Here is a 12,480-nt window from a genome sequence, read left to right as displayed (position 1 = left end):
GGGCCTTTGCAGTCTGGGCGCGGTCACGGCGAATTTATGCCGCCGGGGTCTTTCGTCCGTATCGCGATTCAGGCTAGAATGCTTTTATCGAGAAGGAAACGGGTGTTTCCCGCAATAATCAAAGGCCGCTGGACGGTTGGGACATCCGAACGTAATTGAGGCTTAGGACAGCTGGAGGCTGGACATATGATTTCACGTTTTGCGCGTTTGGCAGCCGCGGCTTTCATGGCACTGGCCGCGACTGGCGTTGCCGCGCAGCAAGAAAGCACCAATCAGGTCAACGCGATCACCGATTGGAGCGTTTTTGAGGGCAACGACCCCCGCGAATGCTGGGCCGTCACGACCTACAAGGAAAGCGTCAACACCAAGGGTGGGCGCGTTGTGGCCGTGACCCGAGGCGACATTCTGCTTATGGTGTTTTACCGCCCCGGTGCCGAAGTGCAGGGACAGCTGGCCTTTACCGGCGGGTATCCCTTCGCGGGCGGATCAACCGTTAACGTCAATATTGGCGGCACGGAATTCGAACTGATCACCGATGGCGAATGGGCCTGGCCCGCATCGCCGCAGGATGATGGCAAGATCGTGGCTGCGATGAAGCGCGGGGCCGATGCCGTGCTGACAGCACAATCTTCGCGCGGGACACAGACCAAGGATACGTTCTCCTTGCTGGGGTTCACCGCCGCGATCGAGGATGCCGAAAAGCGCTGCGCCAGCTAACGCTTTCCGTATGCCACTGTGACAATGAAGCAGGCCTTTCCGCATCGGAAGGGCCTTTTCGTACTTGGCCCTTTGGCTTTGCCGCGCGAATCCTATATGTACCCGCATCCACCTTCAAAGGACGTAGACCATGCCCGCCAGCGCGCCGATCACGCAAGACGTTGCCACCATTCCACGCAAGATGCCGGAAGGGCCGGTGAATCTTGTCGGGTTGACGCGGGACGGGCTGCGCGCCGCGCTGATCGAGGCGGGCACACCGGAGAAGCAAGCCAAGATGCGCGCCGGTCAGATCTGGCAATGGCTTTATCATTGGGGCGTGCGCGATTTCGACCAGATGACCAACCTGTCCAAGGATTACCGCGCGATGCTGGCCCGGACCTTCGTGATTTCACTGCCAGAGGTGGTGACACGGCAGGTGTCGAATGACGGCACGCGCAAATATCTGGTGCGGATTGCGGGCGGGCATGAAGTAGAGGTGGTCTATATCCCCGAGACGGATCGCGGGACGCTGTGCATTTCCTCTCAGGTCGGGTGCACGCTGACCTGTTCGTTCTGTCACACCGGCACGCAAAAGCTGGTCCGCAACCTGACCGCAGCAGAGATTGTCGGGCAGATCATGTTGGCGCGAGACGACCTGGACGAATGGCCGAAACCCGGTGTCGGTGCTAACGACGCTGGCCCCCGCCTTCTGTCCAATATCGTTCTGATGGGGATGGGAGAGCCGCTATATAACTTTGAGAACGTCCGCGACGGGATGAAGATTGCGATGGACCCCGAGGGGATTTCGCTGTCGCGCCGCCGCATCACGCTGTCAACCAGCGGAGTCGTTCCCGAGATTGCCAAGACGGCGGAAGAGATCGGATGTCTGCTGGCCGTCAGCTTTCACGCCACCACGGACGAGGTGCGCGACAAGCTGGTGCCGATCAACAAGCGCTGGAATATCGAGACGCTTTTGAACACGCTGCGTGAATACCCGCGTCTTTCGAACTCTGAACGGATAACGTTTGAATATGTGATGCTGAAAGGGGTGAATGACAGTGACGAGGACGCGCATCGGCTGATCAAGCTGATCGAGGGCATCCCCGCCAAGATCAACCTGATCCCGTTCAACGAATGGCCGGGCGCGCCATATGAACGGTCGTCAAACAACCGCATTCACGCGTTTGCGGATATTATCTACAAGGCCGGATATGCCTCGCCAATCCGAACCCCCCGGGGCGAGGACATTATGGCCGCCTGTGGCCAGTTGAAATCCGCGACAGAGCGGGCCCGCAAGTCCCGCGCGCAGATCGCGAAGGAAACCGGTCTGTAAATTCAATTCAAGCGTGGCGCGGTTCCGGAGGGGTTCCCAAGCCGCGCCATATGGTCCGCTCAGATTTAGGCCAGCAGGTCGTAGATCTGGCCGGCGATCTGTATGTTGATCTCGGTCTGATCGCCGCCATCAACCAATGCCCAGAGTTTTTGCCCCGTGGGTTTGTATCCGATGAAGGCTTCGGCGACATTGGGATCGTCCGCCCCTGGCGTGATCGCGAAATTCACAACGTAATCCGAGGCTGAAGATCCGCGGATGCCGCTGAGCAAAACGTCACCCTGCGCGGCGTTGTAGTCCTTCACCCAATCCGTGTTGTGAAGTTTGATCCCGGCATGGAAAAACAGGTCGGCACCAGTGCCGCCGTGCAGCCGATCGTGACCAAAGCCGCCATTGATGAAATCATCGCCGTCGCCGCCGATGATCTTGTCACCCCAATCCGATCCGCTCAGGACATCATCGCCGTTGCCGCCATGGAGCGTATCTGCGCCGAAGCCGCCAATAATGGTGTCGTTGCCATCGTCGCCATGCAATCTGTCATTGCCATATCCGCCGTCGATATGGTCATTGCCACGGCCCGCAAACACATCGTCACGCCGGTCTCCGCTTGTGTCACCGCCCATGATCGAGTCGTTGCCATCCCCGCCTATGATCGTATCCTCGCCGTCGCCGCCCAGCATGATGTCGGCAAAGCGTGATCCGTTCAGGCGGTCATTGCCGAGGCCACCCAGAAGCGTTGTGGACGGGCCCGTCGACGTCAGGACGTCGTCGCCCTTGTTGCCGTTCAGAGTTTCCGTGCCATCCCTGCCGACGATGGTGTCGTCTCCGGCAAGACCGGCGATATAGGCTCTGCCATAGTCAGATTGCATATAGTTGCTGATCTGCGCCCCAAGCGGCACGTCGATTTCCATATGATCAAAGACAAACCCGTCAACCAGATAGATTTCGTCCGCATTTGGGTCGTCGAGGTCAGAAATGAAGTCGCCGGTCGCGCGGAGGATTTCGGTATTGTCAGGCGCACGCAGGATCACGTTGTCGATCCGAAGGCCGCTCAATGCGCTCGAGTCCCCGCTTACGTCGTCGCCAAACAAGCTAAGCATCGGCACTGCACTTCCCAGATCGGTTGGGAACCGTCCGTTGACCGACAGTGTGAAATCGTCGATTCTAACGCTCACTGTATTCCGGCTGAAGCTTGCCGAAATCAGTTCGGTGCCGGATTGCGAAAGTGACAGGCTGGTGACCTGATAGGCGGCAAGCACCGCGGTCTGTTCGGCGATTTCCGCATCGGTCAGGTACTCTGAATCCGACAGTGAAATGATCGCAAACATGGTTTCAAGTATGTCTGGCAGGCTGGTCGGCAGCGCCCCTCTGATGTCCAGTCTGATGTCGTCATACCGGACCTGTAAGGACGACGGTGTAAGGCTGATGCCCAGAACTTCGGTCCCGTGATCTGTGAAGGTCAATCCCGAGACTGTCCCCCGGACGGTTCCATCTTCAAACGCGCGGCTCAGCGCCTCGATCGATGAGGTCGGTGCAAAGCCGCGACCAAGGATGTTCATCGCATAGCCATTATCACTGAATGACAGCCTGTTTGACGACAGCGAGACGTCAGGGTCATCGCCGAATACCGGATCGAACGACGCCAAAGAGTCGTCGAAAGACAGCGCCCCCAGCGCACTGAGGTCGAAATCGTCGAAGTAGTCGAGATTGCGGGATGAAACGCTGACCGTTACCGTCATATTAATGCCTCGTTAAAGAATGTTTGTCGTGGTGGAATATGCCCTGACGCGAATTGCGTCACAACTTCAATAATGATTGTGGTTTATTTTTGACAGAAGGTTCGGCTTTCCGTCATTTCGTGGGTCAGCCCGGAATGATTTCGAACTTCGTCACATCGACCATACCGCGATCGGTGATTTTCAGTGCCGGGATGACGGGCAGGGCAAGGAAGGCCAGTTGCAGGAAGGGTTCTTCCAGCACGACACCAAGCTCTTTGGCCGCTGCGCGCAGGTCCGTCAGCCGGTCGCGGACCTCTTCGAATGGTGCAAGACTCATCAGCCCCGCGACGGGCAGGGCGAGTTCTGCCAGGATATTTCCATCGCAGACGACAACAAACCCGCCTTCGATCTCTGCCAGCCGGTTCGCCGCCACCGCCATGTCGGCATAATCCGCGCCGACACAGGCGATATTGTGATGATCGTGGCAGACGGTCGAGGCAATTGCCCCTTTCTGAAGCCCGAATCCACGGACAAAGCCGGTGGCGATATTGCCGTTTTTTCCGTGCCGTTCGACCACCGCAATGCGGATCAGGTCGCGGGTGGTATCGGGGGCCTTGTCACCATCGACGATGGCAATGTCTTCGGTCAGATGCTGGGTGATGATCTTGCCTTCGACAATGCCGATCACATCGGTTGCTTCGCGGTTTCCGGTGCTGCGGAAACTTGCCTCTGTCAGCTTTGGCGCAGTGACAGAGGCGCGGCCGACGGGTTCGACATGACCTCGTGCGTCAAAAGCGGCGGTGCCGACGCGCACCCCGCCGCAAAACACCATTTGGGCGTCGCACTGTTCCAGGCTGTTCAGCGCCACGATATCGGCACGCTTGCCGGGGGCGATCAGCCCGCGATCCTTCAGGCCGAACGCCTCTGCCGCTGACAGGGACGCAGCGCGATAGGCCGCGATCGGCGACGTGCCAAGCGCGATCAGCGTGCGGATCATGTAATCAAGATGGCCATATTCAGCGATGTCCAGCGGGTTGCGATCATCTGTGCACAGGCACATGTAAGGCGCTGTTCGTTCTGTCAGCACGGGCTGCAACGCGTGCAGATCCTTGGAAACAGACCCTTCGCGGATCAGCACGCGCATGCCTTTTTGCAACTTTTCACGGGCCTCTTCGGCCGTGGTCGCCTCGTGTTCAGTGCCGATCCCCGCAGCGATATAGGCGTTGAGGTCGCGCCCCGAGAGTTGCGGACAGTGCCCGTCCACATGGCCACCTTCGAACAGGCGCAGCTTGGCCATCGCCTGCGGGTCGCGGTGAATGACGCCAGGATAGTTCATGAATTCGGCCAGCCCGATGCCCGACGGGAGGCCCATCAGCCCGGCCAGATCCTCGGCCAGGATTTCAGCACCGGCGGTTTCCATATGCGTGGAGGGCACGCAAGAGGACAGCTGAACCTTGATATCCATGACCGTGTGTTCGCTGGCCTGCTGGAAATAGCGGATGCCATCGGTGCCCACGACATTGGCGATCTCATGCGGATCACAGATGGCGGTGGTCACACCGCGCGGCGCAACACAACGATCAAATTCAAAGGGCGTGATGCAGGACGATTCAATATGCAGATGCGTGTCAATGAAGCCTGGCACCAGTATCAGCCCACTGACGTCAATCACCTCGCGGCCCTCGTAATTGTCACAGGTGCCGACGATGGTGTCGCCAAGAATGGCCACGTCGCCGTCCAGCAATTCGCCTGTGATGAGGTCCAGAATCCTGCCGCCACGCAACACGGTATCTGCGGGCTGATCGCCACGTCCTGCGGCAATGCGGGTTTCCAGTTCTGGCATGTGGGCCTCCTGTTGCGTCGCCCCCAGCAGAGCGGAAAGTCGCATAAAGGTCCAGTGGTCGCCTGCAACCAAATTACGCCGTTGTGCGACGAACATTCAGTTGCACGGGCCCGATGCATAACACATCGCACATTGGGCGCGTCGTTCATCGCGCGGTGCATGGGCGCGCTGGCAATTCGGGGTCAATGTTGCCTGCGTCTTCGACAACTTTCGGAAAACGGTGTCGAAACAAGCCGAAAGCTGGCCAAGGCACCCGTCTGCCCAGAGCGTTTTCGACAAAGACGGGTGGTGATCTTGCGGAGGCATGGGGACGAATCAAGGGTCGGATGCCCGCATACTCACGCAGAAATAGCATGGGCCTAATTGTTGACAGGTGACGAGCCGGGTGCGTAGATTTCGACTTGGGGGGAGAAAAAAAGACATGCCTGAAAGCACAGGTTGGACTCGCAGAAGAACTGTAAAATGCACTGCGAGCTTTGTCATTGGACATAGCCATGCAGAGGGTATTGACCGCCGCCGATTTGGGGTGGGCAACGATTCCGTGCGCCCGCTCTCGACGTTCGGCACTTTTATGGCGTCGCCTTCTTTCCGGGTGCCCAAGAAGCAGGTTTGCCGGGGTCGCGAGACGCGACAGAACGCGCCGCGCCGCAGATCGGCCCAGCACGCATCACGAATTTCCGAACGGCCGCGCGCGGTTGGTCGCCCGCTTGCGCGGCGTTTTCAGAAGCAAAATGTTCTGGTGCAAGCGACAAAAACCTCTTTCGCCGAATGCGTGGCTTTTGCTGAAATGCCGGATCACCGCCGGGAGGCCGTAGCCGTCATCTCGACGGATCACAGTGCATCTCTGGCGTTGACCTTTGCAATCCATGCGGTCATCGTTCGGATAGTTATGCCAAACGACCTCCACATATGCGTCGCGAACCTGGCGTTCGAGGGGACGATGTTCACTATGTCGAACGACAACATGAACCGTGATGTCTTGGCGAGTGCGCGAAACATCGAAGTGCAAAACCGGACCCTGCAAGAGTTCGGTCGATCTGATCAAGAAACTGGAACCAACGTAAAGGAGTATATCTATGTTTAACAAATTGGGACTGGGCGCTGCTGTCATGGTCGCGGGGGTCGCGATGGCACCTGCTGCGATGGCGCAGGATTTCATCACCATCGGGACCGGCGGCGTGACCGGTGTCTATTACCCGACCGGAGGTGCAATCTGCCGTCTGGTCAACAAGGGCCGCAAGGATCATGGCATCCGTTGCTCTGTAGAGTCGACGGGTGGTTCGGTTTACAACGTCAACACAATCCGCGCGGGCGAGCTTGAATTCGGCGTCGCACAGTCGGACATCCAGTATAATGCCTATGAAGGTGTCGAGCAGTTCGACGGCGAACCGTTTGAAGGTCTGCGCTCGGTATTCTCGATTCACCCAGAGCCGTTCACAGTTGTGGCGCGCGCCGATGCAGGCATCTCCTCTTTCGAGGACCTCAAGGGCAAGCGCGTGAACATCGGCAACCCCGGGTCCGGCCAGCGCGCGACGATGGAAGTTCTGTTGGAGGCAATGGGCTGGAGCGCTGGAGACTTCGCTTTGGCGACAGAGTTGAAAGCGGCAGAACAGTCCGCAGCACTTTGCGACAACCAGATTGACGCGATGGTCTACACGGTCGGTCACCCTTCCGGGTCCATTCAGGAAGCCACCACAGCGTGCGATTCCGTCCTGGTTAACGTAACTGGCGAAACCGTTGATAAACTGGTCGCGGATTATCCGTTCTACCGCGTCGCGACGATCCCGGGTGGTATGTACCGTGGATCGGATGAGGACGTCACAACCTTCGGTGTTGGTGCCACCTTGGTGTCTTCGGCTGATGTGTCCGAGGATGCGGTCTATGCTCTGACATCTGCGGTCTTCGAGAACTTCGACGACTTCAAGCAGCTGCACCCGGCTTTCGCCAATCTCACCAAGGAAGAGATGGCAAATGACGGTCTTTCCGCGCCGCTGCATCCGGGTGCCGAGAAATACTACACTGAGGCTGGCCTGATCGAATGATTGGCTGACCATATCGGGGGGCGATTGCGCCCCCCGAATTCGTTTAGAGTATATTTTTCGCCAATAGGAGGCTGACGGATGGCCGATACCAAGAACCGGGCTTTGTCCGAAGAAGAGCTACAGGATCTCGTTACATCGTCAGATTCCGGCGCGCGCAGTCCGCAAGGCAGCGTTGCACTGTTCATGGCTGTTGTGGCGTTGGTCTGGTCTCTTTTCCAGGTTCTCCTGGCATCACCAGTGTCAAACCTTCTGCTTCCGGGCGATATCATCAACAATTCGCGTCAAATCCATCTGGCATTCGCAGTCTTCCTGGCGTTCATGGCCTATCCGGCACTGAAATCCAGCCCAAGACATTATATTCCGATTCAGGACTGGGCCATGGGCCTCTTCGGCGCGTTCCTCGCGCTTTATGGTTATTTCTTCTATGAAAAGATCGTCTCGTCCGGTGGCCTGGCTGACGACACTGACAAGTGGTTCGCGCTGGCCGGACTGATTATCCTGTTCGAGGGTGCGCGTCGCGCGCTTGGCCCGGCCATGGCGATCATCGCCACGATCTTCCTGCTATATGTTTTCTTCGGTGCGTCCGCTGCCGTCCCGGAAGTCATCCGCTGGAAAGGTGCCTCGCTGCAAAAGGCGATGAGCCACATGTGGATCACCTCGGAAGGCGTGTTCGGGATCGCGCTGGGGGTTTCAACGAAATTCGTCTTTCTCTTCGTGTTGTTCGGCGCGCTGTTGGACAAGGCGGGTGCGGGCAACTACTTCATCAAGATGGCTTTCGGCGCGCTTGGCCACCTGCGCGGTGGCCCTGCGAAAGCGGCTGTTGTCGGCTCTGCGGCAACCGGCCTCATTTCGGGTTCTTCAATTGCCAACGTGGTCACAACCGGGACATTCACCATTCCGCTGATGAAGCGCGTGGGCTTTTCGTCTGAAAAGGCCGGCGCGGTTGAGGTTGCTTCTTCGGTGAACGGTCAGATCATGCCGCCCGTCATGGGGGCCGCAGCCTTCCTGATGGTTGAATATGTCGGCATTTCCTATGTCGAGGTCATCACGCATGCCTTTCTGCCTGCGGTGATTTCCTACATCGCGCTGGTCTATATCGTGCATCTTGAAGCGGTAAAGCTGAACATGCCGACGCTGGGCGATCGCGTTGTCAGCATGGGCAAGACCGTCGGCGGTATGGCGGCGTTCTTCGTGGGTTTCGCGGCGCTGTGCTACGGCACGAAATATCCGGTTGCCCTTGTCACATCCTTGATGCCCGAGGGCGCGGCATGGGTTCTGGCAGCACTGACCTTTGCAGCCTATCTCGTGTTGTTGTACCTCGCAGCACAGGTTCCGGATCTGGAACCTGACGACCCCAATTCCGAAGACGTGACCCTGCCGGTGGTGGGCGAAATCTACAAATCCGGCCTCTATTACCTGCTGCCGATCATCGTGCTGGTCTATTTCCTGATGATCGAGCAGAAATCGCCGGGTCTATCCGCATTCTGGGCATCCTTCCTGTTGTTTGGCATCTTGCTGACGCAGCGACCGCTGAAAGCGATGTTCCGCGGCGAAAGCGAAGTATTCAACGCCTTCAAGCTGGGTGTTCTGGATCTTATCAGCGGAATGATCGACGGCGCGCGCAACATGATCGGCATCGGTCTGGCAACCGCCACTGCGGGCGTGATCGTCGGCACGGTGACGTTGACCGGTGTGGGTCAGGTCATGGCCGATCTGGTCGAATTCCTGTCGGGCGGGAACCTGATCCTGATGCTGGTTATGGTGGGTATCCTCAGCCTCATCCTTGGGATGGGCCTGCCGACGACCGCCAACTACATCGTCGTCAGTTCGCTGATGGCGGGAGTTGTGGTGGAGTTGGGGGCACAGTCGGGGCTGATCGTTCCGCTTATCGCGGTGCACCTCTTCGTGTTCTACTTCGGCATCATGGCGGATGTGACGCCGCCCGTGGGGCTTGCCAGCTTTGCCGCTGCTGCGGTGTCTGGCGGGGATGCGATCCGCACAGGGTTCATCGCCTTCTTCTACAGCCTGCGGACCGTGGCGCTGCCCTTCATGTTCATCTTCAACACCGATCTTCTGCTGATCGACGTGGGATGGGTGCAGGGCATCATCATCTTCATTGTCGCGACCATCGCCATACTTGTTTTCACGGCGGGTACGATGGGCTGGTTCCTCACCAAGTCGCGGATCTGGGAAAGCGTCGCACTGGTGCTGATTGCCTTCGTTCTGTTCCGGCCGGGAATTGTGCTGGACAGGTTCCAGCCGCCCTACGCGGATTTCGAAGCGTCGCAGCTTGAACAGGTTCTGGACGAGGCCGAAGTCGGCGATGTCGCCCGGATCCGGGTCTTCGGACCGGACTTCCTGTCCGGGGAAGCGTCGGAGACAACCTTGGTTCTTAATATCGAAAGCGAGGGCACAGGTGCCGAACGTCTGGACGGCAAGGGCATTGTCCTGGTCCAGGATGAGGAGGGGCGCACCGTGATGGAAGAGCCGTTCCCGACGTCGCCTTTCTTTGATGTGCTTGGCAGCTTCGATTTCTACGGTGATAATCCTGTGGAAATCACCCGCGTTCGGGTGCCCGCCGACCAATGGCCGAAAGAGCTTATCTTCATTCCGACACTTCTCTTGCTGGGTTTGATTGCCTATTTGCAACATGCGCGTAGTGGTCGCGAAACCGAAGGAGCTATCGCATGAGTAAATCTGTTTTGTGCGCGGTGGACATCAACGAAACCGGACAGGAGGTGCAGGTTCTAGAGCGCGCGGCGCAGCTGGCGGTTCTGGATGGCGCGTCATTGGATGTGGTGACCGTGGTGCCTGATTTCGGCAGCAGCATGGTTGCTGGCTTCTTCGAGGCGCATCATCACGAAAAAGCGGTGAAGCACGTCAGTCAGGAGCTGCACAAGTTCGTTGAAAATATTCTGGGCGCGGAAAATGCAAAAAACGTGCGCCACATCGTGTCGACCGGAAAAGCCTACGAGGAAATCCTCAAAGTCGCCCGAGAGACAACGCCCGAACTGATCGTGCTGGGCGCGCATAAACCGGACCTCAAGGATTACCTTTTGGGACCAAATGCGGCGCGCGTCGTTCGATTTGCAAAATCCTCGGTCTATGTGGTCCGGTAAAGCGCAAATTTCCTGAGAAGGCGGGGGCGTCAGCCTTTTGCCTTCTCGCCCAATGCCCGGAATTGGCTGACTGTCATCGTCGTTGACAGCATCTCCGGATCAGTGACCACCTCGATCACAGATGGCAGGCCCGATGCGCGCGCGCGCGCAAATGCTTCTCCAAAGGCTTCAGTGGTCTCCACGCGCTCGCCATGCCCGCCATAGGCGCGCGCCAGCGCCGCGAAGTCTGGATTAGCCATCTCTGTCCCGGAAACACGACCGGGATAAGTCTTTTCCTGATGCATCCGGATTGTCCCGTACCGCCCGTTATTGACCACAATCGTGATCACTGCAGCGCCGTGCTGCCGTGCTGTCGACATCTCGTTCAATGTCATCTGGAAGCAGCCGTCGCCCGCCAGACATACCACCACCCGGTCCGGGTGCTGCAATTTGGCCGCGATCGCCGACGGAAAGCCATATCCCATAGAGCCGGATGTGGGCGCCAGCTGCGCATCATATTGGCGGAACTGGTAATAGCGGTGGATGAATGCCGCATAGTTACCGGCTCCGTTGGTGATGATCGCATCATCGGGCAGCGTGTCGGACATCCAGCGCAGCACTTGTTCCAGTTTCACTGCGCCGGGGGTTTCCTGAGGTTCGCGCCATGCCTCATAATCGGCGCGGGCAGAGGCGGTCCATTCGGGCCAGCCCTGATTGCCGGGCAGTTCTGCCAGCACCTCAAGGGCGGCAGGGGCGGCGCAGGCCAACGACGCTTCCACGCCATAAACGGCACCGATCTCATCCGGATCAGGCAGCACATGCAAAAGCGATTTGTTCGTGTCGGCGGGGTCGGGCAGGGTATAGCCGGCCGTTTCAATATCACCGAACCGCGTACCAAGTAGCAATAAGCAGTCCGAGTCGCGGACCCGCCGTGACAGCTTGGGGTTGGCACCGACGCCCAGATCGCCGACATAACAGGCATGACGATTGTCAAGATGCCCCTGCCTGCGGAAACTGACAGCGACCGGGATATTCTGCGTTTCAGCAAACCGCGCGAGATTCAATGCCGCCGCCGCGCTCCAGCCGGGACCGCCTGCGACGACCAAGGGCCGCTCGGCGCGATGCAGCTTGTCCAGCAGCGTCTGTACGTCTTCGTGCGCCGGTCGGCCGATGGCGGCACCCGTGCCGGAGAAATCCGGCACCTCTGCGCCGGCTGACAGCATATCCTCTGGCAGCGCCAACACGACCGGACCGGGCCTTCCGGAGGTCGCAACACGGAAGGCCCGCGCGACGTATTCAGGGATGCGGGCGGTCTCTTCGATTTCCGCGACCCATTTCGCCAGTGATCCGAACATGGCGCGATAATCGACTTCCTGGAACGCCTCTCGGTCACGGTGTCCGCGGGCGATCTGGCCGACAAACAACACCATCGGTGTGCTGTCCTGTCGCGCGACATGTATGCCGGCGCTGGCGTTCGTAGCCCCCGGCCCGCGCGTTACGAAAGCGACACCGGGTCGACCAGTCAGCTTGCCATGCGCCTCAGCCATCATTGAGGCGCCGCCCTCGTGTCGGCACACGACGTTCTGGATACCACTGTCATGAAGCCCGTCGAGCGCGGCAAGAAAACTTTCGCCTGGCACAGAGAACACCCGCTCGACACCGAGTTTTACAAGCTGATCCGTGAGGATTTGACCGCCGTGCCGTTTCATCTGCCGCTCCGAGTTTGATAAGGTTTGGCAAACCTTGGGACACT

9 protein-coding genes are annotated in these 12,480 nt (G+C 58.7%); 6 read left to right on the top strand and 3 right to left on the bottom strand.

All coding sequences use genetic code 11. The annotated features are described in order from the left end of the window. Positions 1 to 186 precede the first annotated feature (186 nt). Positions 187 to 717 (top strand): invasion associated locus B family protein, encoded by a 531-nt coding sequence (locus ACN0WV_RS08970; RefSeq protein ID WP_412780699.1) that lies wholly within the window; start codon positions 187 to 189, stop codon positions 715 to 717. Between the two features lie 130 nt (positions 718 to 847). Further along, entirely contained in the window at positions 848 to 2,029 is a 1,182-nt protein-coding gene (gene rlmN, locus ACN0WV_RS08965; RefSeq protein WP_084352863.1) for a dual-specificity RNA methyltransferase RlmN, read from the top strand. Between the two features lie 65 nt (positions 2,030 to 2,094). On the opposite strand, the gene ACN0WV_RS08960 is transcribed toward rlmN, so the two are convergent. Both ACN0WV_RS08960 and ade read right to left on the bottom strand, forming a co-directional pair. Continuing rightward, positions 2,095 to 3,765, bottom strand: a complete 1,671-nt coding sequence (locus ACN0WV_RS08960; protein ID WP_417605156.1) for a calcium-binding protein — start codon at positions 3,763 to 3,765, stop codon at positions 2,095 to 2,097. A gap of 124 nt (positions 3,766 to 3,889) precedes the next feature. Beyond that, positions 3,890 to 5,587: an adenine deaminase gene (gene ade / locus ACN0WV_RS08955; RefSeq protein ID WP_417605154.1), complete on the bottom strand. Its 1,698-nt coding sequence runs from the start codon at positions 5,585 to 5,587 to the stop codon at positions 3,890 to 3,892. Positions 5,588 to 6,113: 526 nt separating this feature from the next. Between ade and ACN0WV_RS08950 the strand changes: the two genes are divergently transcribed. The 4 genes from ACN0WV_RS08950 (at position 6,114) to ACN0WV_RS08935 (ending at position 10,748) form a co-directional block, all read left to right on the top strand. Beyond that, complete coding sequence (locus ACN0WV_RS08950; RefSeq protein ID WP_417605152.1) at positions 6,114 to 6,671, top strand: hypothetical protein; 558 nt, start codon at positions 6,114 to 6,116, stop codon at positions 6,669 to 6,671. Further along, positions 6,664 to 7,629 (top strand): TAXI family TRAP transporter solute-binding subunit, encoded by a 966-nt coding sequence (locus ACN0WV_RS08945; protein WP_084352867.1) that lies wholly within the window; start codon positions 6,664 to 6,666, stop codon positions 7,627 to 7,629. Before ACN0WV_RS08950 ends, ACN0WV_RS08945 begins: the two co-directional genes overlap by 8 nt. Before the next feature lie 78 nt (positions 7,630 to 7,707). Then, complete coding sequence (locus tag ACN0WV_RS08940; protein WP_417605150.1) at positions 7,708 to 10,320, top strand: TRAP transporter permease; 2,613 nt, start codon at positions 7,708 to 7,710, stop codon at positions 10,318 to 10,320. Further along, a complete protein-coding gene (locus tag ACN0WV_RS08935; RefSeq protein WP_084352869.1) occupies positions 10,317 to 10,748 on the top strand; it encodes a universal stress protein in 432 nt (143 codons plus the stop codon). Before ACN0WV_RS08940 ends, ACN0WV_RS08935 begins: the two co-directional genes overlap by 4 nt. Positions 10,749 to 10,777: 29 nt before the next feature. Here ACN0WV_RS08935 and ACN0WV_RS08930 read toward each other — a convergent pair whose 3' ends face one another. Then, on the bottom strand, positions 10,778 to 12,436 hold the full coding sequence (locus ACN0WV_RS08930; RefSeq protein WP_417605148.1) for a thiamine pyrophosphate-binding protein: 1,659 nt from the start codon (positions 12,434 to 12,436) through the stop codon (positions 10,778 to 10,780). Positions 12,437 to 12,480: the final 44 nt, after the last annotated feature.

Origin of the sequence: Primorskyibacter flagellatus (assembly GCF_048268605.1) — a bacterium.
In the GTDB taxonomy this organism is placed as follows: domain Bacteria; phylum Pseudomonadota; class Alphaproteobacteria; order Rhodobacterales; family Rhodobacteraceae; genus Primorskyibacter; species Primorskyibacter flagellatus.
Note: the sequence above shows the minus strand (reverse complement) of the source record. Positions and strands in the feature narration are given on the sequence as shown.

What these genes read in the sequence shown, in the direction of transcription:
- ACN0WV_RS08930 (WP_417605148.1), bottom strand. Translation starts at nt 12,436, where the DNA reads ATGAAACGGCACGGCGGTCAAATCCTCACGGATCAGCTTGTAAAACTC.
- ACN0WV_RS08940 (WP_417605150.1), top strand. Translation starts at nt 7,708, where the DNA reads ATGGCCGATACCAAGAACCGGGCTTTGTCCGAAGAAGAGCTACAGGAT.
- ACN0WV_RS08945 (WP_084352867.1), top strand. Translation starts at nt 6,664, where the DNA reads ATGTTTAACAAATTGGGACTGGGCGCTGCTGTCATGGTCGCGGGGGTC.
- ade (WP_417605154.1), bottom strand. Translation starts at nt 5,587, where the DNA reads ATGCCAGAACTGGAAACCCGCATTGCCGCAGGACGTGGCGATCAGCCC.
- ACN0WV_RS08935 (WP_084352869.1), top strand. Translation starts at nt 10,317, where the DNA reads ATGAGTAAATCTGTTTTGTGCGCGGTGGACATCAACGAAACCGGACAG.
- ACN0WV_RS08960 (WP_417605156.1), bottom strand. Translation starts at nt 3,765, where the DNA reads ATGACGGTAACGGTCAGCGTTTCATCCCGCAATCTCGACTACTTCGAC.
- rlmN (WP_084352863.1), top strand. Translation starts at nt 848, where the DNA reads ATGCCCGCCAGCGCGCCGATCACGCAAGACGTTGCCACCATTCCACGC.
- ACN0WV_RS08970 (WP_412780699.1), top strand. Translation starts at nt 187, where the DNA reads ATGATTTCACGTTTTGCGCGTTTGGCAGCCGCGGCTTTCATGGCACTG.